23 protein-coding genes are annotated in these 21968 nt (G+C 68.4%); 8 read left to right on the top strand and 15 right to left on the bottom strand.

The features are described 5' to 3' along the window. Positions 1–132: 132 nt before the first annotated feature. The gene (locus tag N7I30_RS04105; RefSeq protein ID WP_498636879.1) at positions 133–828 is read right to left on the bottom strand and encodes a HisA/HisF-related TIM barrel protein; all 696 of its coding nucleotides are present in this window, start codon (positions 826–828) and stop codon (positions 133–135) included. 74 nt (positions 829–902) lie between these two features. Here N7I30_RS04105 and N7I30_RS04110 point away from each other — a divergent pair, with 74 nt between their 5' ends. Beyond that, positions 903–1931: a hydantoinase/oxoprolinase family protein gene (locus N7I30_RS04110; RefSeq protein ID WP_498636881.1), complete on the top strand. Its 1029-nt coding sequence runs from the start codon at positions 903–905 to the stop codon at positions 1929–1931. Between the two features lie 66 nt (positions 1932–1997). Here N7I30_RS04110 and N7I30_RS04115 read toward each other — a convergent pair whose 3' ends face one another. The 8 genes from N7I30_RS04115 to N7I30_RS04150 all read right to left on the bottom strand — a co-directional run bounded on the left by N7I30_RS04115 (position 1998) and on the right by N7I30_RS04150 (position 10276). Further along, positions 1998–4235 carry a xanthine dehydrogenase family protein molybdopterin-binding subunit gene (locus N7I30_RS04115; protein ID WP_498636883.1) on the bottom strand — a complete coding sequence of 746 codons (2238 nt, stop codon included), beginning with the start codon at positions 4233–4235 and terminating at the stop codon, positions 1998–2000. Further along, positions 4232–5206 (bottom strand): FAD binding domain-containing protein, encoded by a 975-nt coding sequence (locus N7I30_RS04120; protein WP_188076035.1) that lies wholly within the window; start codon positions 5204–5206, stop codon positions 4232–4234. The genes N7I30_RS04115 and N7I30_RS04120 overlap by 4 nt, the downstream gene beginning before the upstream one ends. Then, complete coding sequence (locus N7I30_RS04125; protein WP_024349724.1) at positions 5203–5721, bottom strand: 2Fe-2S iron-sulfur cluster-binding protein; 519 nt, start codon at positions 5719–5721, stop codon at positions 5203–5205. Before N7I30_RS04125 ends, N7I30_RS04120 begins: the two co-directional genes overlap by 4 nt. A gap of 157 nt (positions 5722–5878) precedes the next feature. Continuing rightward, positions 5879–6454 (bottom strand): DUF447 domain-containing protein, encoded by a 576-nt coding sequence (locus N7I30_RS04130; RefSeq protein ID WP_277024145.1) that lies wholly within the window; start codon positions 6452–6454, stop codon positions 5879–5881. Between the two features lie 34 nt (positions 6455–6488). Then, on the bottom strand, positions 6489–7895 hold the full coding sequence (locus N7I30_RS04135) for a DUF6513 domain-containing protein (RefSeq protein WP_498636886.1): 1407 nt from the start codon (positions 7893–7895) through the stop codon (positions 6489–6491). Between the two features lie 91 nt (positions 7896–7986). After that, positions 7987–8634 (bottom strand): amino acid kinase family protein, encoded by a 648-nt coding sequence (locus tag N7I30_RS04140; protein ID WP_475361808.1) that lies wholly within the window; start codon positions 8632–8634, stop codon positions 7987–7989. 101 nt (positions 8635–8735) lie between these two features. Then, complete coding sequence (locus N7I30_RS04145; protein WP_498636888.1) at positions 8736–9800, bottom strand: (5-formylfuran-3-yl)methyl phosphate synthase; 1065 nt, start codon at positions 9798–9800, stop codon at positions 8736–8738. Next, positions 9797–10276 carry a DUF3280 domain-containing protein gene (locus N7I30_RS04150; RefSeq protein WP_475361810.1) on the bottom strand — a complete coding sequence of 160 codons (480 nt, stop codon included), beginning with the start codon at positions 10274–10276 and terminating at the stop codon, positions 9797–9799. Before N7I30_RS04150 ends, N7I30_RS04145 begins: the two co-directional genes overlap by 4 nt. Positions 10277–10536: 260 nt before the next feature. Between N7I30_RS04150 and N7I30_RS04155 the strand changes: the two genes are divergently transcribed. The 4 genes from N7I30_RS04155 to N7I30_RS04170 all read left to right on the top strand — a co-directional run bounded on the left by N7I30_RS04155 (position 10537) and on the right by N7I30_RS04170 (position 14125). Further along, positions 10537–11733, top strand: coding sequence for an ABC transporter substrate-binding protein (locus tag N7I30_RS04155; protein WP_498637129.1), 1197 nt, complete (start codon positions 10537–10539; stop codon positions 11731–11733). Between the two features lie 128 nt (positions 11734–11861). Next, entirely contained in the window at positions 11862–13226 is a 1365-nt protein-coding gene (locus N7I30_RS04160; protein WP_498636890.1) for a sensor histidine kinase, read from the top strand. Beyond that, a complete protein-coding gene (locus N7I30_RS04165; protein WP_009210883.1) occupies positions 13223–13852 on the top strand; it encodes a response regulator transcription factor in 630 nt (209 codons plus the stop codon). The genes N7I30_RS04160 and N7I30_RS04165 overlap by 4 nt, the downstream gene beginning before the upstream one ends. A 96-nt stretch (positions 13853–13948) precedes the next feature. Then, positions 13949–14125: a hypothetical protein gene (locus N7I30_RS04170; RefSeq protein ID WP_230786400.1), complete on the top strand. Its 177-nt coding sequence runs from the start codon at positions 13949–13951 to the stop codon at positions 14123–14125. 32 nt (positions 14126–14157) lie between these two features. Here N7I30_RS04170 and N7I30_RS04175 read toward each other — a convergent pair whose 3' ends face one another. From N7I30_RS04175 to N7I30_RS04190, 4 genes are all read right to left on the bottom strand, one after another. Beyond that, entirely contained in the window at positions 14158–14760 is a 603-nt protein-coding gene (locus tag N7I30_RS04175; RefSeq protein WP_498636893.1) for a PQQ-dependent catabolism-associated CXXCW motif protein, read from the bottom strand. A gap of 17 nt (positions 14761–14777) precedes the next feature. After that, positions 14778–15740, bottom strand: coding sequence for a substrate-binding domain-containing protein (locus N7I30_RS04180; protein WP_498636894.1), 963 nt, complete (start codon positions 15738–15740; stop codon positions 14778–14780). A gap of 3 nt (positions 15741–15743) precedes the next feature. After that, positions 15744–16478, bottom strand: a complete 735-nt coding sequence (locus N7I30_RS04185; RefSeq protein ID WP_498636896.1) for a c-type cytochrome — start codon at positions 16476–16478, stop codon at positions 15744–15746. A gap of 180 nt (positions 16479–16658) precedes the next feature. After that, positions 16659–18506 carry a methanol/ethanol family PQQ-dependent dehydrogenase gene (locus N7I30_RS04190; RefSeq protein ID WP_498636898.1) on the bottom strand — a complete coding sequence of 616 codons (1848 nt, stop codon included), beginning with the start codon at positions 18504–18506 and terminating at the stop codon, positions 16659–16661. A gap of 214 nt (positions 18507–18720) precedes the next feature. Here N7I30_RS04190 and N7I30_RS04195 point away from each other — a divergent pair, with 214 nt between their 5' ends. From N7I30_RS04195 to N7I30_RS04205, 3 genes are read left to right on the top strand one after another with little or no spacing between them, the layout of a single operon-like run. Beyond that, positions 18721–19173 carry a hypothetical protein gene (locus N7I30_RS04195; protein ID WP_370197357.1) on the top strand — a complete coding sequence of 151 codons (453 nt, stop codon included), beginning with the start codon at positions 18721–18723 and terminating at the stop codon, positions 19171–19173. Next, the gene (locus N7I30_RS04200) at positions 19170–20123 is read left to right on the top strand and encodes a quinoprotein relay system zinc metallohydrolase 2 (protein ID WP_498636900.1); all 954 of its coding nucleotides are present in this window, start codon (positions 19170–19172) and stop codon (positions 20121–20123) included. The genes N7I30_RS04195 and N7I30_RS04200 overlap by 4 nt, the downstream gene beginning before the upstream one ends. Before the next feature lie 36 nt (positions 20124–20159). Next, positions 20160–21134, top strand: a complete 975-nt coding sequence (locus tag N7I30_RS04205) for a quinoprotein dehydrogenase-associated SoxYZ-like carrier (RefSeq protein ID WP_498636902.1) — start codon at positions 20160–20162, stop codon at positions 21132–21134. A gap of 75 nt (positions 21135–21209) precedes the next feature. On the opposite strand, the gene N7I30_RS04210 is transcribed toward N7I30_RS04205, so the two are convergent. Both N7I30_RS04210 and N7I30_RS04215 read right to left on the bottom strand, forming a co-directional pair. Then, positions 21210–21521, bottom strand: coding sequence for a hypothetical protein (locus N7I30_RS04210; protein ID WP_370195920.1), 312 nt, complete (start codon positions 21519–21521; stop codon positions 21210–21212). Positions 21522–21806: 285 nt separating this feature from the next. After that, positions 21807–21968 carry a hypothetical protein gene (locus N7I30_RS04215; protein WP_085931402.1) on the bottom strand — a complete coding sequence of 54 codons (162 nt, stop codon included), beginning with the start codon at positions 21966–21968 and terminating at the stop codon, positions 21807–21809.

Below are 21968 nucleotides of genomic sequence, written 5' to 3' on the forward strand. Positions count from 1 at the left end.
CCAAGTTCGGTTTCCAATAGGAAGCCAGTTCCCGCGGGAACGAGGACGACAGACGGAAAAGGGGCCTTTGCGGCCCCTTTTTTCTTGCACTTTCCCACCGGGCGACAACGCGCCGGCTGCAGCGTTTCGAGATCAGACGAAGCGCTGCAGATCCGCCGGGGCCAGCCGGCCGTCATGCAGGGCGGTCGACACCAGCGCGCCGGCGATCCCCGCCTTTGCCAACGCGGTGACGTCGGTAGCGCCGCGCACGCCGCCGGCGGCAAAGATCGCCCGATCCCCGGCCCGCGCCGCCACGCTCGCCAGCCGCTCCAGATCCGGACCGGCGCCGCTGCCCACCCGCGCCAGGGTCATGACGATGAGGCGCCGCGGCCAGAGCGAGGCGTCCGTCAGAAGCTCTACCGGACCGAGAAAGTCGTCGCCGCGAAAATCCAGCGACAGCACCGCCCGGGGCTCGTCCGCAAGGTCGCGGGCAACGCCGGCATCGACGATCGATTCCGTGCCGACCACCGCCACATGGCGGGGCCCGGCCAGAACGCGCCGCGCATCTCCGGTGGTGTGGACGCCGCCGTCGACCCAGATCTCCGTCGTCGGAAAAGCCGCCCCGAGCTGGGCAATGGCCGCGTCGTTGGCGGGCCGTCCCTCGATGGCGTCGAGATCGGCGATGTAGAGGCTGCGGAACGGCGCCAGCGCCATCAGCCCCCGCGCCACCGCCATCGGATCGGCGCTATCCGCCAGCGGCGTCTCGATGGGCCGGTAGTTGGCGCGATCTCCCATGACGCCGCGCACGACGCGGCCGTCCTTGAGGTCGAGTACCGGGATGATCTGCATGGGGGCCCTCGGCTCGCGCCGCCGCGCTGTTCGGTGGTATAGGATGCCCCGTATCAGAAACGAGCGGACATGGCATGACGAGAACGCTGGGTTGGGACGTCGGTGGCGCGCATCTGAAGGCGGTGCTGGCGGAGGGAGAGCGTGTCCTCAAGGTCTGGCAGGAGCCGAGCCCGATCTGGCAGGGGCTGGAGCATCTGGATCGCGCGCTGACGACCATACTGGAGGGTATGCCGGAGGTGGACCGGCATGCCGTGACGATGACCGGCGAATTGTCGGACGTCTTCGAATCGCGCCGGGACGGTGTGGCGCAGCTCACCCGGATCTTTGCCGAGCGCCTGAGCGGCGACGTGCTGATCTATGCCGGCGCGTCCGGCTTTCTCTCCCCCGGCGACGCCCGGGGCCATGCCGACGCCATCGCCTCGGCGAACTGGCATGCGAGCGCGGCGCTGGCCGCGACCGCCATCGAGGAAGCCCTGTTCCTCGACATGGGCTCGACGACGACCGACCTCGTGCCGCTCGCCGGCGGCACGGCCAGGGCCCGCGGCTTCACCGACCGGCAGCGGCTGGTCGAGGGCGAACTGGTCTATCAGGGCTACACCCGCACGGCGCTGATGGCCGTGGAAAACCGCGTCCCCTTCGCCGGGCGTTCGATCCCGGTGATGAACGAGTTCTTTGCGACCATGGCCGACGTCCAGCGCATCGTCGGCACGCTCGACGAGGCGGATGATCTGCACCCGGCCGCCGATGGCCATGAGAAGACGCTGGAGGCCTCGCGCCGGCGCCTGGCGCGGATGGTCGGCATGGACGCCGCCGATGCCGGCGACGGCGCCTGGGAATGGCTGGCCCATGCCTTTGCCGAGGCGCAGGTCCGCCATGTCCACGACGCGGCGCTGCAAGTGCTGTCGCGCGAGGACGTCTCGGACGACGCCCCGGTGGTCGTCGCGGGCGCCGGCCGGCCGGTGCTGCGCCGCCTCGCCGCCCGGCTCGACCGGGGCGTCGTCGACTTCTCCGATTTGTTCGACTGCCCCGGCGAAATGCGCGACGCCGTCTGCCGCGCCGCGCCCGCCGCGGCGCTGGCACTGCTGGCGGCGAAGCGCGCATAGCGCCCCGTACGAAAAAGGGGCCGGCGCGATGCCGACCCCTGTCTTTCTTCTCTGCCTTTGCGCGGCCTATGCGGCCGCGTCGATCTCCGGCGACATGCCGGCGAGCACCTTGTCCAGCGTCATCGGATAGTCGCGGACGCGGGCGCCGCAGGCATTGTAGATGGCATTGGTCACCGCCGCGCCGACACCGGCCAGCGCCAGCTCGCCGATGCCCTTGCCGGCCAGCGGGCTGGCATGGGGATCGCGCTCGGGCAGCAGCACGACATCGAGCTGCGGCACGTCGGCATTCACCGGCACGTGGTATTCGGCGAGATCGTGGTTCACCAGGAGGCCGGTGCGCTCGTCGGTGACGAGTTCCTCGGTCAGGGCCGAGCCGATGCCCCAGATCTGGCCGCCATAGCACTGCGACGTCGCCGTCTTCTCGTTGAGAATCCGGCCCGCCGCGGCCACCGTCAGAAGCCGGCGGACCCGCGTCTCGCCGGTCACGGCATTGACCGCCACCTCGCAGAAATGCGCGCCGTAGCTCGCCTGGTTGTAGTTCTGCGACGTCTCGCCCGGCTTGATGGTGCCGAGCTTCATCAGGCTCTTGCCGTCGAGGATCTCGGTGAACGGCACCTGCCGGTTGTTGGCGATGGCGTGGCCGTCCTTCAGGGTCAGCCCGTCCGGCTCGACGCCGAGACGCTGGGCGATCTCCCCGATCAGCGCCTCGCAGGCGACATAGACCGACGAGCCGGCGCTGTTGGCACCCCAGGAGCCGCCCGAACCGGACGAGGACGGCAGCGACGTATCACCCAGTTCGACATCGATGCGGTCGAGCGGCAGGCCCAGCATCTCGCCGGCGATCTGCTGCAGGATCGTATAGGTGCCGGTGCCGATGTCGGTCATGGCGGTACGCACGACCGCCCGGCCGTCCGGCGTCATCTCCACCTCGGCCGACGACTTCATCAGCGAGTTGGCGCGCGAGGCCGCGGCCATGCCGTAGCCGATCAGCCATTCGCCCTCGCGGACGCTGCCCGGCTTGGCCGGACGCTTGTCCCAGCCAAAGCGGCGGGCGCCTTCCTCGTAGCATTCCACCAGCTTGCGCGAGGAGAACGGCAAATCGTCCTGCGGAGCCACCTCCGGCTCGTTCAGCCTGCGGAACTCCAGCGGATCGAGGCCGAGCTTCTCGGCCATCTCGTCCATGGCGTTCTCCAGCGCCAGCATGCCGACGGCCTCGCCCGGCGCGCGCACCGCCGAGGTCATCAGGACGTCGGTCTCGGACAGGCGATGGGTGACGCTGCGATCCTTGCCGGCATAGAGGAACACGCTGGAAATGCCGGCCGGCTCGAAGAAGCCGTTGCCCGGCGAATTGGCCGCGAAGGTCTCGTGGGAGAAGGCGGTGATGTGGCCGTCCTTCGTCGTGCCGATGCGGATGCGCTGGATGGTCTCGGACCGCCGCGACGTCGTCTGGAAGACGTGCGGCCGGCTGAGCGCCAGCTTGACCGGGCGGCCGGCAGCGCGGGCGGCGAGCGCCGACAGCACCGCATCCGGGCCGATGCCGAGCTTGGAGCCGAAGCCGCCGCCGATATAGGGGCTGAGCAGACGAACATTCTCGACCGGCACGCCGACGCCGTTGGCGATCTGCTGGACGTTGGTCTCCAGCAGCTGGCAGGACGACCAGACGGTCAGCTTGTCGCCGTCCCACTTCGCCACGCTCGCATGGGGCTCCATGGCGGAGGAATGGTGGCTCGGCGTCGTGTAGGTCTGGTCGAACTGGATTTCGGCCTTGGCAAACGCCGTCTCGAAATCGCCGCGCTCCGTGTCGGCCGGCATCACGCCCTGGTCCGAGGCGCGGCCCTGATCCTTGACCTGCTCGAGAGAGTAGCGGCCGCCGCTCGCCGGAGCGTACTCGACCTCAACCAGCTTGGCGCCGTGACGCGCCGCCTCGAAGCTCGTGGCGACGACGACCGCGACCGGCTGGCCGTAATGGAAGACCTCGCCGTCGATCGTCTGGGCGGCCGGCGCCATCGGCTGCGAGGAGGCCCGCAGGATCTTGTCGCCGTCTACAATGGCGAGAACGCCCGGCGCCGAGAGCGCCTTCGAACCGTCGACCTTGACGATCTTGCCCTTGCCGATGCTGGCGGTGACGATGAAGCCATAGGCGACGTTCTTGTCGTCGGCCAGATACTCATAGGCGTAGGTCGCCTTGCCGGAGACCTTCAGCGGGCCTTCGTAGCGGTCGACGGGCTTGCCGATGACGCCCTGCGTCTCGCGGTCGAGCCGCGTTTCGCCGATCTCCTTGTCCATGACATGGGTGTTCATCATGCGTCTCCCTTCGTCGCCTCGGCCAGCACGGCGGACAGCGTGCGGCGCGCCAGCGGGATCTTGAAGTCATTGCCGCCCTGCCCTCGGGCATCCTTCAGGAGGATGTCGGCGGCCTTGGCGAAGAGGTCCTTCGACGGCGCCTGGCCGATCAGCGCGGCCTCGACGGCCTCGTCGCGCCACGGCATGTGGGCGAGCCCGCCAAAGGCGAGACGCGCTGCCGAGATGGTGCCGTTCTCGACGGTGATCACGGCTGCGACCGAGACGAGCGCGAAGGCGTAGGACGCACGGTCGCGGACCTTGCGGTAGACATGGACGCCGCCGGCGGGCTTGGGCAGGCGCACCGCGGTGATCAGTTCGCCGGGCTCCAGATTGGTCTCGATCTCGGGCGTATCGCCCGGCAGGCGGTAGAGACCGTCGAAATCGAGCTCGCGAGTCGAACCGTCCGGCAGCACCGTCTCGACCATGGCGCCGAGGGCGCGCATTGCGACCGCCATGTCGGAGGGATGGGTGGCGATGCACTTGTCGCTGGCGCCGAGAATGGCGTGGATGCGGTTGAAGCCGCCGATGGCACCGCAGCCGGAGCCCGGCTCGCGCTTGTTGCAGGGCGAGGTGGTGTCATAGAAATAATAGCACCGGGTGCGCTGCAGGAGATTGCCGCCGGTGGACGCCTTGTTGCGCAGTTGGCCGGACGCGCCGGCGAGCAGCGCCCGCGACAGCACCGCGTAATCGCGGCGGATGCGCGGATCGGCGGCCAGATCGGCATTGGTGACCAGCGCGCCGATGCGCAGGCCGCCATCCTCGGTTTCCTCGATGTCCTTCAGCGGCAGCCGGGTGATGTCGACGAGCCGGTCCGGCGCCTCGACTTCCAGCTTCATCAGGTCGAGCAGATTGGTGCCGCCGGCGATGAAACGGCCGGCCAGCTGACCGGCTTCGGCGACCTCGGAGACGCGGGAATATTCGAACGGCTTCATGCCGGGCCTCCCGAGTTGTTCTTAGTGCTGGCGGTGCGGATCGCGTCGACGATGTTCGGATAGGCCGAGCAGCGGCAGATATTGCCGCTCATGCGCTCGGAGATCTCGGCGTCGGTCAGTTCGACCTGGCCGTCGAGCTTGTCGGTGACATGGCTCGGCCAGCCATCCTTGACCTCGCCCAGCATGCCGGTGGCCGACATGATCTGGCCCGGCGTGCAATAGCCGCACTGGTAGCCGTCGTGATGCAGGAAGCTCTCCTGCATGGTGTCGAGATTGCCAGGCTCGCCCAGCCCCTCGATGGTGGTGACGTCGTCGCCCTCGTGCATGACGGCGAGGGTCAGGCAGGAATTGATCCGCCGGCCGTTGACGAGCACGGTGCAGGCGCCGCACTGGCCGTGGTCACAGCCCTTCTTGGTGCCGGTCATGGCAAGGTGGTCGCGCAGCGCGTCGAGCAGCGACGTCCGCACGTCGGCCTCGAGCTGATGCTCGGTTCCGTTGATGGTCAGATTGATCAAGGTGAAGGTCCCTTCGCTTCGCCCCGCCTGCGCGATCCCGGCCGCTGCAGGTTGGAATGGTTCGAAATCGAGAAGGGAACGACGCGAGGGGCGAATTGGTTCGCCGCTGCGACAGTCTGTTCAGTGGAGCCGCATCATTTCTGTCCGCCGCGAAGGCTCAGGCGGTCGGCTCGACCTCGGCCAGATGGGCGATGACCTTCTCCAGCAGCCAGTACCAGGCCTGCTCCTCGTCGGGTCCCGCCGTCTTGTCGATGGCAATCTTCAGATAGGCGATCTCGTCCTCGATCTTCTCGGTCGGCAACATCTTGAGCCGGCTGACGAGAATGGCGGCCTCCAGCACGGCGGCCTTGGCGCGGTTCATGCCCAGGAACGGCCGATGCTGGCCTGAGGAGGCGACGCGGCAGTGGAAACGCGGGCGGATATCGTCGCCGGTCACCGAGACGACTTCGAGCACGTCGTGGCTGAGGGCGGCCTCCAGCCGGGGCACGGCGCAGCCCTCCACCGGCGCCAGCGGCCAGTCGCGCCGGCCGGTCAGGCAGCCGGCAAAGATCTTCGCCTCGTCGGTGTAATTGACGATGGCGACGCCCGTCGCCTCGATATTGGCCAGGGTCGTCGAGGGCCGGAACGGCGCGATCACCCAGCCGTCGCCATCCTGGATGATGCCGAGCGGCGCGATATGCACCACGCCGTCGGCCGAGGCCGTGGTCAGGATCGTCTCGCGGATATAGGGCATCGTCGGTCTCTCGCGGGTTGTCTCTGTCGGCCCGTCAGCCGGACGGGGTCTGCTTCTTGGCCTTCAGCGTATGGCCGGCTTCCTCCAGCCGGGTGCGGTCTTCCTCTCGGCGCGGCGCGGCGACGCCGAAGTCGAGGGGCGTGTCCTGCGCATAGCGCTTGCCGAGCCGCCAGGCGATCTCGGCCTTCTGCAGTTCGGCGCCCAGATAGAAGGCGTGGCCGGTGTCGCCCGCGACCTCCAGTTCGGGGAAGAACTCGAAGGCGTCGGTCGCGGCAACATGGGTGTCGCGATTGTAGAGATGGACGCCATCGGCCGCCGTCTCGATACGGTAGTTGCGGTCGCGGATCGTCGCCGCCTGCTCGGCCAGTTCCTCAGGCGTTGCGGCATGGGGCTTCACGTCGTGGACCTGCAGCAGCGCGCCGGAATAGCCGCGCGGCAGGGCGCCGTCGGCGCGGGCGGCAAACATCATCCGCCGCGCCGCGTCGTGCTCCTCGACGGTGCGCCGCGTATGCGGGCTGACATGCACGACCAGGAGGTTGCGGATCGCCAGTTCCGAACAGATGCCGAGCAATGTGGCGGTGATGCCGGAGGTATCGGCGTCGGTCAGCTCGGTGAGATTGCCCGTCCCCATCAGGATCTCGACGTCGGGATAAGCTTCGCGCAGCCGGTGGTAGCGCACCAGCGAGGCGGCGAAGCCGAAATGGATCGGGTCGAGGATCGGATCGGCGATAAAGGCGATGCCCATCTCGTGGGCCCGGTCGATGGCGCGTTCCAGCGAGGCGAAATCGTGGGGCCTCGCCGGCACCAGGATCGGCACCGCCTCGCCTTCGCGGGCAATGTCGAGGGTCTCTTCGGTGAGGCTCAGAAGGAAGTCGGCGCCGGCACGCGTGGCCCGGGCGAGTTCGTCGGGATTGGCGGAATCGACGCTCACCCGGTGGCCGGCGGCCTTCAGCGCGCGAACGGCCGCCTCCAGATGGTCGAAGGGCGTGTCGGGCAGGCAGCCGAGATCGATCACGTCGGCCCCGGCTCCACGCATCGCGTCGGCGCGCCCGACGATGTCCTCGACGGTCAGCGCCGAGGCATCGACGATCTCGGCGAAGATCCGCATGTCGTGGCGCGACAGATCTGGCGGCGTGCCCTTGCGGCCGAGAAAGGCCGGCAGGTCGGCCAGCTCGTCCGGACCGCGCTGGAATTGCACGCCGAAGCTCTCGGACAGGCGATCGAGATCGGCGCGGCAGCGCCCCGGCAGGATCACCCTGTCGGCCGCGACGGGCCGGGCAAGGCGACGCTCGATGATGTCGCCGGTGGCCAGCGCCGCGACCTTCACGCCGATATCGGCGATCGCCCAGTCGAAATCGGTCTCGCCGAGACCCGTCAGCACGCGTTCGAGCCGCGGACGCGCCAGATGACCGGTGAGAAAGAGCAGGGTTTCTTTCGCCATGGCCGGTTATGTCGGCCAATGCGGGAGCGATGGGAAGCGCCGAAGCAACGCATGCGACGCAGACGCCAGGGATCGTGACATGGGCGTCGTCTCAGTCCGATGCCGAGGCGGCCGGCGCCGGTATCGGCTGGCGCAGGATCCGGCGGCCGGGGATCGTCCCCTCGCCGAGATTGATGCCGGCCGCCGACAGGTCGGCGGGACCGGCGACATAGAGATCCGTCGCCTCGCCCAGGACCCGCGAAAACGCCTCGTCGACGATCTCGGCGCCGGCCAGGGCGGCAAGGGTGGAATCGTCCGGCAGGTCGATCTGCTTGATCAGGCAAAGGCGCGCGCCGGGGATATGACCGGCGAGCCAGGCAGCGAGACTGTCGGAGGTCACGGACCAGTCCCGGTCGATCTCGGAGGCCGCCAGCGCCATCTGCCGCGGCATCCAGACCGGGATGTCGCCGCGCTCCAGCGCCGCCGCGATGCCGGCATCGTCGCTCGCCCGCACCAGACGGCTGCCGAGGCCGACCAGCGCCAGCCCGAACTGCTCCATGGCCAGGATCGCCATCTCGTGGGCGGTCGCGTCGTCGAAGCCGATCCGCGGCTGGTAGCGCCGCACCGCCTCGGCGAAGGGGCCGCCGCCCGGCACGATCACCACCGGCATCCGGGTCGCCTCGATCGCCTTCAGCCAGCGCAGGAGATCGGGCGTGGTCGCATAGCTGCCTCCGAACTTCACGACCAGGATGTTGTCCACGAAGCTGCCCCCTGCAACGCTCTGCCATTCACGCGGCCACCGTGTCACGGCGCGCCCGGCCATGCCACCCGCCCCGCGAGATTCTTGGATCGGAGCCCGGTTCAGCGTCCGCCGGCGCGGCGGCGTGTCAGTTCGATGCCGACGGCCTCGGGTCCGAGCTCGAGCTTTTCAACCCGCACCATCACCTCGCGGATGCGGGCGTCGGCCAGCACCGTTTCGGCCAGTTCCACCGCCAGCGTCTCGACCAGATCGGTGTGGCCGCGGGCGGCCAGCGCGCGGATGGCGTCGAGGATCAGATCGTAGGAATAGATGTCGGCCATCGAGCGCGCATCGGCGCCGATCGGGGCGATCTCGGCCTCGACCGAGAAGCGCACCTTCTGGGTCCGGCCGCGCTCATGGTCATAGGCGCCGATTTCCATCGGCACGGTGAAATCGCGCACAAGGATGCGGTCGCCGCGCCCGGCGACCGGCTCGACGGCATGGTCGGTATCCTCGGTTGCCGGCAGCAGCGCGCGGATCGTGCGCACGGCGGCGAGTTCCACCGGCGCGTCGCGGGCGCCCGTCGTCAGCGCGCCGCGAAAGCCGAGATAGTCGGGCCGCAGGACGGCAAGGCGCGGCACGTCCGGCGGCTCCAGCGATCCGGCCAGACCGCTCATGAGGCCGAGGTCGCGCGCGTTCCCCACGAAGTCACCGAGCGCGGTCATCGACAGATGCGCCATCAGCCGGCCGCTCGACTTGCCGATCGTGTCGATCATCGCGCCCCTGAAGCCGGCTTCCGCCAGCACCGGCAGCAGGCTGAAATCCGGGTCGCCATCGGCAAAGAACACCGCGATGAGCCCCGTGCGCTTTGCCAGCGGCCGCAATCCATCGATCACCGCGATGCGCGCGTCGCGGCTGGCCGGAAACAGGCCGATCTTGACGTAATCGGCGGCGACACGGGCTTCGACCGCCTCGCGCACCGTGTCCGGCAGCATGGGCAGGTCGCCGGCGACGGCCGACACCGGCCTGCGGCCGGCGACCATGTCCATGGTCTCGGCAAGCACCTGCGGCGAGACGGCGCCGAGCGCGCCCTTTGCCGGGTCCTTCAAATCGACGAGATCGGCGCCGCCCTCAAGGACGATGCCGGCTTCGTGCGGCCCGGTGACGCTCGCCAGAAGCCTGATCAACGTGCGGCCTCGAACTGCGTCTCGAGGACGTTTTGCCAGAGGTAGTCGATGCCGCGCTGCCAGCTCTGGTCGGTATTGGAGCGGATGTCGGCGCTGCCGCGGGCGATCGCCTCACCGGTCACGGCATCGAAGGCATAGGCGTTGATGTTGAGGATCAGGTTGGAAACCTTCTGCACCGTGCCGGTGACGGCGATGTCGGCGCCGATCTCGCGGGCGAAGGTCTGGCTGCAATTTCCGCAACTCTGCAGATACTGCTTCTTCGCCCGTTCGCGCACCGGCGCGATATCGACGACGCTGTAGCCGGGCAGTGCCGCGATTGCCTCGCGCAGGTCCGGTGCCAGGCGATCCAGCCGGGCCTGCTCGTCGGCGTTCTCTCCCATCATCGAGCCTTCGAGGCTGGAATCGATCAGTTCGAAGTCGAAGATGGCGACGGTCCTGTCGGCGGCTGCGGCGGGCAGTGCCAGCGCCAGAAGCAAGGCGACAACGGGAAAAACTCTGCCTTGCCTTGGCGCGCGGCCTTGGGGAAACAATGGTAGGACGAACACTCTCGCTTCTCCGTGGAACGCGATGCCCACCGCGCTGGCGCTAGAACTAACGCCCTGAGCCTGTGGAGCAAACGATTTTCGCGGGGGTGTGCGGGCGGCGGGTGGGAGCCCGCCGGGGGAATGGGAGGCAGATCATGTCGAAGACGGCGATGGCACGCGCGCTGACGGGCGCCGCGGCCCTGATGCTGGTGATGGCCGGCGCGGCACAGGCCCAAGAGCCAGCTGCCGAGCCGGCAACCCAGGCGGCTACCCCGGCAACCGAAGCGGCGCAGACCGTCAAGCTCGGCTATCTCAGGACCTGGGAGCCGACCCTTGCCCTCTCGGTGCTCAACATTCCGCCGGAGGATATCGGCGTCGCCGGCGCCGAGGTGGGGATCGCCGACAACAACACCACCGGCTCCTTCATGGGCCAGAATTTCACCATGGACGTGGTGACGCTGAAGCCGGGCGAGGACGTGGCCGCGGCGGCCCGGACCATGCTGGACGCCGGCGTCCATTACATCGTCACCGACCTGTCCGGCCCGGACACGCTGGCGGTGGCCGAACTGGCGGCCGCGGCCGATGCGCTGGTGCTGAACGCCGGCGCCACCGACGACAGCCTGCGCGGCGCGGACTGCCGCCCCAACATGCTGCACACCGCTCCCTCGCGGGCCATGCTCACCGACGGTCTGGCGCAATATCTGATGTGGAAGCAGTGGCGCGAATGGGCGCTGGTGGCCGGCGAACATCCCGACGACCAGAAATTCGCCGACGCGCTGAAGCGTTCGGCCACCAAGTTCGGCGGCAAGATCGTCGCCGAGAAGCTGTTCGAGGACAAGGGCGGCGCCCGGGCGACCGATTCCGGCCAGGCGCTGGTGCAGCGCCAGATCCCGGTCTTCCTTCAGGATCTGCCCGATCACGACGTGCTGCTGGTCGCCGACGAAAGCGAGGTCTTCGGCAGCTATGTGCCCTGGCGCAACTGGATTCCCCGTCCTGTCGCTGGCACGGCGGGCCTGACGCCCGGCTCCTGGCATCCGGCCAGCGAGCAATGGGGCGGCGCGCAGATCCAGAACCGCTTCGTGGACGCCGCCGGCCGGCGGATGGAATCCAAGGACATGCAGGCCTGGACGGCGGTGCGGGTCATCGGCGAAGCCGCCTCGCGCACCCAGTCGGTCGATCCGGCGACGATCGACGCCTTCATCAAGAGCCCCGACTTCACCGTCGCCGCCTTCAAGGGCCAGCGCCTGACCTTCCGCGACTGGGACTGGCAGCTGCGCCAGCCGGTGCTGCTTGGCACCGAGGCCTCGGTGGTGTCGTCGTCGCCGCAGGAAGGCTTCCTGCATCAGGTCTCCGAACTCGACACGCTGGGCATCGACGAGCCGGAGACGGCCTGCGATTTCGGCGGCTAGCGCGACGGATCATCGGCGCGGCCGCCCTTGACGGGTGACCACGCCAGCGCGTTTGAATGAACGCGATCCGGGCCGCGGGCGGCACAGCCGCCAGGCCCGCCTTCCCGTCACCGCAACGATCGGCCGCCTTGTCCCTGAAAGCCCGCCTTGCCGTCACGCTCACCGCCGCCTTCCTCGCCATTCTGGTGATCGGCGGCCTTCTGGGCTTTCGGCAGGCCTCGTCCAACATCGAAGCCGAGCTGACCGCGGCGCGCACCGTCGCTTCCAACCGCGTCGCCCAGCTGATCGCCGAACTGCCGGCCTCCCGCGACACGCAGGGCGAGCTGGCCAGCTTCGTGCGCGCCTTCAACGGCGACCGCCATGTGCAGATGATGCTGATCGATGCCACCGGTGCCGTGCGCGCCGCCTCGCGGCCGGCCGAGGCCTATGGCGGCCTGCCCGAATGGTTCGTCGATTTCCTGGCGCCGCCACCCTCGACCATCATCATGCCGCTGTCGGGCAGCGCCCTGCCGATGACGGCGGCGGTCGTTTCCATCGACCCGCGCAACGAACTGGCCAGCAGCTGGATGGACCTCGCCACCAGCCTCGCCATCCTGATCGCCTTCCTCCTGATCGCCTTCGCCGCGATCTGGGTCGTCGCCGACCGGGCCCTGCGCCCCCTCGCCGACATCCAGGCGGCCTTCGCCCGGATCGGCGGTGGCGATTACGATATCGATCTGGCTCCCGCCGGCCCGCCGGAGATGCGGGCGCTGGCCGCCGGCTGCAACGACATGGCGAGGCGGCTCGACGAGATCTCGGCCCGCAACCGCCGGCTCTCCGAGCAATTGCTGCTGCTGCAGGACGAGGAGCGCGCCGAACTGGCGCGCGATCTGCACGACGAGATCGGCCCGCTGCTCTTCGTCATCGACGTCGACGCCTCGGCGATCCGCCGGGCGTCGGCCAAGCTCGAAGGCGGCGAGACGATCGCGTCGCGCGCCGAGGACATCAAGTCGGCGGCCCATCGCGCCCGCCAGGAAGTGCGCCGCATTCTCACAGATCTGCGCCCCGGCCTGATGCCCGGCCTCGGCCTGAAGGCATCGATCGAGGACCTCGTCGCCGACCTGTCCCGCCGCCACCCCGACATTGCCATCACCGCGACGCTGGAAGACGGCGACTGGGGCGGCACGCTGGAGGTGCTGGTGCTGCGCGCGGTGCGCGAAGCGGTGCACAATGCGCTTCGCCATGGTCACCCGAGCCGCATCGCCATCCGGCTGGAGACCCGCGCACGACGGCTGGAATTTTCGGTGGTCGACGATGGCGGCGGCCTGCCCGCGACGGGCACGTCCGGCGGCTTCGGGCTGATCGGCATGCGCGAGCGGGTCGAGGCGGTCGGCGGGCGTCTCGACATCGCGCAGGTGCCCCTGCCGCCGGGGGTCCGGCTCGAAGGCTGGGTGCCGCTGCCGCGCGGAGCCGGCCCCCATATCGACGGCGACGACAGGCAGGAGACGTCATGAAGATACTGATCGTCGACGATCATACGGTGGTGCGGGACGGCGTCCGGCGCCTCGTGGAAACGCTGGAGGTCAGCGAGATCGGCGAGGCCGAAACCCCGTCCGAGGCGCTGGCCGAGTTCCGCCGCCTGCGGCCCGACGTCGTCGTCCTCGACATCAACCTGAAGAATGGCAGCGGTCTCGACGTCCTGCGCCGGCTGCGCGCCGACGACCCGAAGGCCCGGATCGTCGTGTTCTCCATGTATTCCGACATCGTCTATGCCGCCTCGGCGCGGCGCGAGGGCGCGCTCGGCTACGTCGCCAAGAGCGCGCCGTCGGACGAGCTGGTCGAGGCGATCGAGATGGCGCTGAAGAACGAGCCCTATGTCGACAGCGAGACGGCGGCGCTGATGGCGACCCATGCGGGCCGCGGCGCCGGTCCCGACGACCTGACGCGGCGCGAATTGCAGATCCTGCACATGCTCGGCGAAGGCAAGAGCCTAACCGAGATCGCCGAGGGGCTGGGCGTCGCCTACAAGACGATCGCCAACACATCGACGCGGATCAAGGAAAAGCTCGGCGTCGAACGGACCTCCGATCTCGTCCGCTTCGCCATCGAGACCAAGGGCGGCCGGATGCTCAACCGCTGACCGGCGGACGCGAAACGCCGACGACCGCTTGACGCATCGGAACGCGCGGGGCAGTCCTTGGACCGGCCCCTTGCCGCTGCCGAAGAAGGAAAAGCCATGCCGCTCCTGCTGATCGTCCTGATCGCCATCCTGATTGCCCAGATCGGTTTCTGGGACACGTTCGGCGCGCTGCTCGGCGCGGTGGCGATGCTGGTCCTCTTCGTGGTGGTCGCGATCGTCGCGGCGGGCGTCGCCGGCTACATCTTCGTGCGCAGGACCCGCCGGCGCTTCTGACCGGCCGCTCGACCCGTCGGGGCACCGCTTGCCTACTCGTCCGGTCGCGGCTCCGGCTGGTTAGCGGCCAGATCGTTGCCCGCCTCGGCCCATCCCTGGACGCCATCGGGATACCAGTAAACGGCCTCATAGCCGGCGCGGATCGCACGCTTGGCGGCGTTGTAGCTCATCCAGCAATCGCGATCGCAATAGATGACGAGCGGGCGGCTCTTGTCGCCCCCGGTCGCCGTGGCGAGGCCGTCGAGGAGATAGGCCTCCATTGTCGGCGTCAGCGCGCCATAGCCGGTATCCACCAGCCAGAGCGAGCCCGGGATGTCGTTGCGGGGTCGTTCGCGCCACAAGGTGCCCGCCGGCAGGTCCGGCCGTGGCGGACGCGGCAGCACGTCGATGAAGGCGACGCCCTCGCCATGCAGGCGCTCCGCCGTCTCAGTATTGATGACGGTGCCGCCGGAAAGGGTGGCGGGCACCGGCGCCCGGTAGGCTTCGGTGCGGTAATCCTCGGGTTCTGGAACCGCGACGCCGTCCACTGCCGCCGTCTGCGCCAAGGCAGAAGAACCGCCCGGCCCTTGGCCCGAGAGCACCACACCGCCGACCGCCAGCACCAGCCAGGCCAGCGCCGGGATGATCCGCCGCATGGCCGGGCCTGGGCGGGTCACCCCTTCGGCTCGGGGCTGGCCGCCGTGTCCGTCGCGTCCGCCGGAGCCGCCACGTCGGCAGACTGGGCCTTCTGTGGCAGTGGCAGGTCCTGGGCGGTCTTGCCGGATTGCGACAGGATCGGCTGGTCAGCCTCGTCGAGCAGCGGCACGCCATAGGCCAGCAGGATCTCGTTGATCTCTCCCTGATAGTCGCGGATCGCCCGGTTGAGCGTGCGCTTCCATTCCTGGTCGGAGGCCCGCACGCCCATCGTGATGCGATAGGCAAGGGCGGGGCCCGGACCTTCAGCCACCAGCGGCACGACGGTGTAATCGGCATCCGCGAGCTTGGCGTAATAGCCGGCCATCGGGCCCCAGAGCACGGCCGCGTCGATGTCGCCGGTGCCGAGATCGTCGATCATCGACTTGGCGGAATTGTCGACCCGCGTGTCGATCATCAGCTGGTAGGGCTTGGCCCGGCCGATCAGTCCGGCGCGGGCGAGATAGGTGGCCGGCGGCGTGCCGGCGACGATGCCGATCCGCTTGTCCTTGAGCTTGGGGTCGGCGATGGTCGTCACCCCGGCGAGGTCGCCATCCTTCGGATAGACCAGCGCGTAGGAGGTGCGGTAATAGGCGTTGGTGTTCTGGACGAGCTCGTCACCCTGCGGGTAGCTGATGATCACGTCGCAGAGATTGGAGCCGAGCGTCATCCGCACGAAGCCGGTGGCCTGCGGGAAGTAGGAATAGCTCACGTCCTCGCGGTCGAGCTTGTCGGCCAGAAGCTCGGCGATCGCCTGCTCCATGCCCTGTTCGGCCTGGTTGGAGAAGGGCATGTTGTTCGGGTCGGCGCAGACCCGCAGGACGTTCGGGTCGACGAGTTCGATCTCGCCGCCGAACTCGCGATCCTGCGCCATCGCCGGAAACGACATCGCGAGCGCCAGAACGCTCGCGATGCCGGCAGATGTCCTCGACACTGCTGTCATGCCTTAAAATCCCAGACAGTCGTACTCTTCCTGCTGGGCCTCCTTGTTGTTGGCGATCCGCTTGGGCTCGCCCCGCCCGATGGTGCCGTCGGCGCGGCCCCGCAGGTAGATGTAGATCGAGTCCAGCGAGCACATCACGTTGGGATCCTCGCCCCAGGCCGGCATGATGGAGTTTCCGGCGCTCCACTTGTTCTGCTGGCCGCCGACGACGATGCCGGCATAATCGTAATAGGTCAGGTCCTGCAGGGACTCCGCCAGGTTGGGGGCGAAGGACGAGCCCATGCCGTCCGGGCCGTGGCACTGCATGCAATTGGCCATGTATTTCTTGTAGCCGCGCCAAGCGTACCAATCGACCTTGCCGTCGGGGGCGACGATATAGGTCGGGTTGCCGGCCGGATCGGCATTCTTGCCGAGATCGCCTTCCGTCGGCGCATTGCCTTCGGTGGCCGTATCCTTGGACGGATGGGCGTCGGGCTTCATGTGCTCGGCGGATGCCATTTCGGCATCGCCGCTGGCCGGGGCCGTCTCGGCGGCAGCCGCCTCGGGGGCCTTGTCGGCGGCGGCGGGCGCAGCCGTTGCGGTCGCCGCGGCGGCACCGCCTGTCTCCGCGGCCGGCGCTGCTGCGGCAGGCGCCGCTTCGCCGGCGGGAACGACCGTGGTGCCACTGTCCTGCGCGATGGCCAGGGTGCTGGCCGACAGGAGGGCGGCGCCCATGATCGCGATCAACTTGCTGTTCATTCAAGGCCTCATGTTGACAACCGGGCCACTCAAGCGGCCCGAGCTTCGGACGATGCGCGCGGATGTCGCGCACCCTCCCCTCCCAAAAGCGAAGGCCCGAGGTCGAGGTCGATGCCTGACGACGGGCCCTCCAGTCATGCGGAGGGCCCCGCCCTGTTCAGAGCGAGGCCCCTTGTCAGCTTACTTGCTCGCGGTCTGGTCCGGGACGGTGAAGACCGTCAGCTGACCACCGAGCGCGGTGTACTTGGACAGGGCCGCATAGCCGCCGACCGCGCCGAGACCGGCGTTGGGATCGGTGAGGCCTGCCGCCAGGCCGATGCCGGCCCAGCCGCCGATGCCGGACAGGATGCCGACATACTGCTTGCCGTCGTTCTCGTAGGTCATCACGTTGCCGATGATGCCCGACGGGGTCTTGAACTTGTAGAGTTCCTCGCCCGTCTGCGCGTTCACCGCCTTCAGGTAGCCCTCGAGCGTGCCGTAGAAGACGATGTCGCCCGCGGTCGCCAGAGCGCCGGACCACACCGAGAACTGCTCGGGCAGCGACCAGACGATCTCACCCTTGCCGGCGTCCCAGGCGATGAAGTTGCCCATGCCGCCATGGCTGTTCGGCGCCGGGTACATCGACAGGGTTGCACCGACGTAAGGCTGTCCGGCGGTGTAGGCCACGCGGAACGGCTCGTAGTCCATGCAGACGTGGTTGGTCGGCACGTAGAACAGCTTGGTCTCCGGCGAATAGGCCGCCGGCTGCTGGTCCTTGGTGCCGAGCGCGGCCGGGCAGATGCCGGTCGAGTTCACGTCTTCGCCGTTCTGCTCGGTCGAGTATTCGGCGACCACCTGCGGACGGCCGTACTGATCGGACTCCTTGTCCATGACGACTTCCGTCGCCCAGTTGACGGCCGGGTCGTACTTCTTGGCCACCAGCAGCTCGCCGGTCTCGCGGTCGAGGGTGTAGGCGAAGCCGTTGCGGTCGAAGTGGACGAGCGCCTTGCGCTCGGAACCGTCGACGTCGATGTCCGCGAGGATCATCTCGTTGACGCCGTCGAAGTCCCACTCGTCATGCGGGGTCATCTGGTAGACCCACTTGGCCATGCCGCTGTCGGCATCGCGGGCCATGATGGTCATCGACCATTTGTTGTCGCCCGGGCGCTGGGCCGGGTTCCAGGTCGAGGGGTTGCCGGTGCCGTAATAGATCAGGTTCAGGTCCGGATCATAGGCGAACCAGCCCCAGGTGGTGCCGCCACCGATCTGCCACTGGTCGCCTTCCCAGCTGTTGAGCGAGGAATCGGCGCCCACCGGCTCGCCGAGAGCCATGGTCTTCTCGGGATCGAACAGCATCTCGTCGTCCGGACCGGTCGAGTAGGCACGCCATGCCTGCTTGCCGTCGGAGAGATTGTAGGCGGTGACCGAGCCACGTACGCCGAACTCGCCGCCGGAAATGCCGATCAGCACCTTGTCCTTGAAGACCATCGGTGCGGCCGTGCCGGTCTCGCCCTTGGACGGGTCGCCGTTCTGGACCGACCAGACCTGCTCGCCGGTCTTGGCGTCGAGCGCCACGACGGTGGTGTCGGCCTGGTGGAGGATGACCAGGTCCTTGCCGCCGTCACCCTGCGCCGGGGCATAGGCAACGCCGCGGTTGACGGTGTCGCAGCACATCACCGGAATGACGTTCGGGTCCTGCTTCGGCTCATACTTCCACGAGATCGAGCCGTCGTCGGACAGGTCGAGGGCGTAGACCATGTTGGGGAACGGCGTGTGGACATACATCATGTCGCCGACGACCAGCGGGTTGCCCTCGTGACCGCGCAGCACGCCGGTCGAGAAGGTCCAGGCCGGGACCATGTCGCCGACATTGTCCTTGTTGATCTTGTCGAGCGTCGAGTAGCGCTGGTTGGCGTAGTTGCCGGTCGGCATGACCCACTGCGCGGCATCGCCCTGCAGTTCCTGCAGTTTATCGTTGGCGGAGGCGACGCCCCCGATACCAACGAGCAGGCTGGATGCAAGTGCAGCCTTCGTGATGAGCTTCAACATTCACTGTCCTCCCAAGGAACTGTGCCGGCGACGGCTGGCGGCAGGATTGCCGACATACGTCGAACCATCGGTAGCGTCGGGGGAAGGTTTCCGGCAGCGTGTCACGACCGCCAATAGGGGTCTTGGTGGGCACCGTTGATCAACGCCCTACCGTGGCCTTCGAGATTCGCAGCGCTCCCAACACTGCGACCTTGAAGCCGGAAACCATGGAAGGATGCTAGTTCGGGAAATTTTCCTGCGCAAGCGCCGAATGCCACTTTTCCTGTGTGCGCTGCAGCATTTCCTGGGTGCATTGCAGTGGAAGCGCCGCGTTCATCTGGCCATCCGGCGCATAAACCGGCGAAATACCGTTGTTTTTGCGCGATATACTGTCCGAAGCGCCGCAAGTCGCGACGAGGCGCCGCAGGACCGCCCGGATGTTCTGCAACCCGATCGGGGAATGACCCTGCGCGCCGTCGGCAATTCACGCGTGATACTAAAGTGGCAGGACAGCCAATGGTCGAAACGACGGAATCATCTCGCTCGGCGCTGCGATCAACGGCGCATGGGCAAGGTTTATCGACCGGCGCGGTCGTCGAACGGCCAGGCGAAGACCGCCGCGTCACGTCCAGTTGAAGCGGCGGCGCGCTTGCCCTGTGGCATCGCCGCGTGCCTGATACCAGGATGATCTGGACCTTGCCTTCCCCCCTGCGCCGGCTGCCGGCGGCGCTGCTCGCTTCGACGCTGTTCCTCGGCTCAGCCTTGCCCGCCGCCGGCGAATCGGCGCCCGGGTTCGAGGAGATCGCGCCGGGCATCCATGTGCGGGCCGGGCTGGTTGCCGAAACCACGCCAGACAACCACGGCGCGATCGCCAATCTCGGCTTCATCGTCGGCGCGGATTCCGTCGCGATGATCGACAGCGGCGGCAGCGTCGCCGATGGCGAGGCGGCGCTGGCGGCCATCCGCGCCGTGACCGACAAGCCGGTCCGCTATCTGATCAACACCCACATGCACCCCGACCATGTGTTCGGAAACCAGGTCTTCGCGGCCGCGGGCGCGACGATCATCGGCCACGCCAAGCTGCCGGCCGCGCTCGGGGCACGGGCCGAGCACTACAAATCGTCGATGCGCGAACAGCTCGGCCCCGAAGCGGCAGAGGCGGTGGCGGTCAGCCTGCCCGACGAGACGGTGGCCGACACGCGCCGCCTCGATCTCGGCGGACGCGTCCTCGAACTGCGCGCCTGGCCGACGGCCCATACGGACAACGACCTGACCGTCTTCGACGAACAGACCGGCACGCTGTTTGCCGGGGATCTGGTGTTCATGGCGCATGTGCCGGTGCTGGATGGCTCGCTGAAGGGCTGGCTCGCCCGGATCGGCGACCTTCGCGACCTGCCCGCCGAGCGGGTGGTGCCCGGCCATGGGCCCGCCAGCGCACCATGGCCGCAGGCGCTCGAGGCCGAGACGTCCTATCTCGAGGCTCTGGCCGCCGACCTGCGCGCGGCCATCGCCGCCGGGGTGCCGCTCGCCGAAGCGGTGGAGACGGCGGGCGCAGGCGAGGCAGACCGATGGGAGGTTTTCGACGCCTTCAATGCCCGCAACGCCACCGCCGGCTTTGCCGAACTCGAATGGGAGTGACGGCACCTGCGGGCGCTGATCGTCAAGTGTTGATCGGTGCCGGCCTTGCCGTCGGGGCCACCGGCGGTCAGATTGACCGCAGGCGAACGGGCACTCGCAGGACATAACCGGGAGGTTCTCATGCCGAAGGCTCTATTCGGGGCGCTGCCGCATTCGACATCGGCGACCAGGGCAGGCCGTGCGGTCCGGCTCGGCGGCGTCGTGACGCTCGGACTGGCCGCGGCCTTGGGCGCCTTTTCCGCCGGCAGCACCGCATGGGCGGCATCGCCGGAAGAAATCGCGGCAGCGGCAGATTCGGCCTGGCCGGGCCTGAAGGGCGACCTCTTCGGCGACAAGGAACTGGTCGAGGGCAGCGACGCGATCGCGCTGGACGCGCCGGCCCGGGCGACCGACCCGGCCATCGTGCCGATCAAGCTGACGCTCGATCCGGCCCGCGACATCCGCCGCGTCACCCTGGTCATCGACGAAAATCCCGCCCCGGTGGCGGCGACCTTCGAGATCGCGCCGGGCGCGGGTCTCACCGAGCTGTCCACCCGCGTGCGGGTGAATGCCTATACCGACATCCACGCCGTGGCCGAGGCGGCGGACGGCACGGTCTATGTGACGAAGCAGTTCGTGAAGGCAGCGGGCGGCTGTGCCGCGCCGGCCGCCAAGGACCCGGAAGTCGCGGCCCGCCAGATGGGCCAGATGAAGCTGCGGCAGTTCGCGGCGGCGGAGGACGCAGCCGACACCGAACGCCACGAGGCGCAGCTGATGATCCGCCACCCGAACAATTCCGGGCTGCAGAAGGACCAGGTGACGCTGCTCTACATCCCGGCGCATTTCGTCTCGGAACTCGCCGTCACCCATGGCGGCGAGCCGCTGTTCTCGATGACCGGCGGCATCTCGATCTCGGAAGATCCGAGCTTCCGCTTCGACTATGCGGGCGATCCGGCGCTGCCGTTCCACGTCAAGGCCACCGACACCGAGGGCAATGTCTTCGAGCAGACCTTCACCGCCGGCCAGTCCTGATCACGGCCCGCCCCGGCGCCTGGCGCGCCGGTGTGGCCGGACCGCCAGCCCGACGGGTGAAGGCAGGCATCGCCGTCAGTTGAAGCAGCGGATCTCGGCTTCGGCCTGGGCGCGGCGCAGGTCGGCGACCGTCGCCTTGGCGTCGGCGCTGGAGCGGAACAGCACACCCTTCTCGCCGGTGACCTGGCCCATCGACAGATAGGTCGAGGCGTCGACATAGCGCTGATAGGGCAGCAGCGTCGCAACCACGTCGAAGGAACAGGAACATTGTTCCAGCGCGGTGCGGGTGTTGCCGTTGCTCGACATGCAGCCGAACACGTAGTCGGCCGTCGCGGTCGTTGGGTAGTCCGCGGTGGCGGCGTTCGGCACGCTGCCGGTAACCGGCACCTTGGCCGACCCGGCTTCGCCGACGATCACCTGGGGCGGCTGCGGCGACTGCGCGGCGGCCGGCAGGGTGGCGAGCGCCGCAAGGCTGGCGGCGATTACCGCCGTCGCCAGCCCCTGCCCCAGCGCGTTGATTCGTCCCATCCTGGTTCCTCCCGATTTTCCGTTCCCTACCCGGCGGGCGGGACCGAACTCCCGCCTGCCTTATGCCGCCCGGTGCTAACCAGTGCCGCATGGGCGCCCCTCCCGGTCGCCCTCGCCGCCTTGGCGTCGCAGCACCGCGGCCGGCTAGAAATGCCGCCCGATCGTATTGCCGAAGCCGGCCCCGATCGCGATCCCGACGGCGATGCCGAGCGCCACATTGTCCAGGACGAAGGCGCCGAGCAGGGCCCCCAATCCGGTTCCGATTGCGGCACCGAAAGCGATGCCGCCATAGCGATTGTCCGTCAT

The sequence above is a fragment of the Aurantimonas litoralis genome (assembly GCF_026153195.1).
Classification (GTDB): Bacteria; Pseudomonadota; Alphaproteobacteria; order Rhizobiales; family Rhizobiaceae; genus Aurantimonas; species Aurantimonas coralicida.

Excerpts from the sequence above, each read along its gene's own strand:
- N7I30_RS04180 (WP_498636894.1), bottom strand. The coding sequence starts at position 15,740 with ATGACAGCAGTGTCGAGGACATCTGCCGGCATCGCGAGCGTTCTGGCG.
- N7I30_RS04215 (WP_085931402.1), bottom strand. The coding sequence starts at position 21,968 with ATGACGGACAATCGCTATGGCGGCATCGCTTTCGGTGCCGCAATCGGA.
- N7I30_RS04185 (WP_498636896.1), bottom strand. The coding sequence starts at position 16,478 with ATGAACAGCAAGTTGATCGCGATCATGGGCGCCGCCCTCCTGTCGGCC.
- N7I30_RS04135 (WP_498636886.1), bottom strand. The coding sequence starts at position 7,895 with ATGGCGAAAGAAACCCTGCTCTTTCTCACCGGTCATCTGGCGCGTCCG.
- N7I30_RS04170 (WP_230786400.1), top strand. The coding sequence starts at position 13,949 with ATGCCGCTCCTGCTGATCGTCCTGATCGCCATCCTGATTGCCCAGATC.
- N7I30_RS04195 (WP_370197357.1), top strand. The coding sequence starts at position 18,721 with ATGCTAGTTCGGGAAATTTTCCTGCGCAAGCGCCGAATGCCACTTTTC.
- N7I30_RS04130 (WP_277024145.1), bottom strand. The coding sequence starts at position 6,454 with ATGCCCTATATCCGCGAGACGATCCTGACCACGGCCTCGGCCGACGGC.
- N7I30_RS04105 (WP_498636879.1), bottom strand. The coding sequence starts at position 828 with ATGCAGATCATCCCGGTACTCGACCTCAAGGACGGCCGCGTCGTGCGC.
- N7I30_RS04115 (WP_498636883.1), bottom strand. The coding sequence starts at position 4,235 with ATGATGAACACCCATGTCATGGACAAGGAGATCGGCGAAACGCGGCTC.
- N7I30_RS04165 (WP_009210883.1), top strand. The coding sequence starts at position 13,223 with ATGAAGATACTGATCGTCGACGATCATACGGTGGTGCGGGACGGCGTC.
- N7I30_RS04120 (WP_188076035.1), bottom strand. The coding sequence starts at position 5,206 with ATGAAGCCGTTCGAATATTCCCGCGTCTCCGAGGTCGCCGAAGCCGGT.
- N7I30_RS04110 (WP_498636881.1), top strand. The coding sequence starts at position 903 with ATGACGAGAACGCTGGGTTGGGACGTCGGTGGCGCGCATCTGAAGGCG.
- N7I30_RS04155 (WP_498637129.1), top strand. The coding sequence starts at position 10,537 with ATGGCCGGCGCGGCACAGGCCCAAGAGCCAGCTGCCGAGCCGGCAACC.
- N7I30_RS04175 (WP_498636893.1), bottom strand. The coding sequence starts at position 14,760 with ATGCGGCGGATCATCCCGGCGCTGGCCTGGCTGGTGCTGGCGGTCGGC.
- N7I30_RS04200 (WP_498636900.1), top strand. The coding sequence starts at position 19,170 with ATGATCTGGACCTTGCCTTCCCCCCTGCGCCGGCTGCCGGCGGCGCTG.
- N7I30_RS04190 (WP_498636898.1), bottom strand. The coding sequence starts at position 18,506 with ATGTTGAAGCTCATCACGAAGGCTGCACTTGCATCCAGCCTGCTCGTT.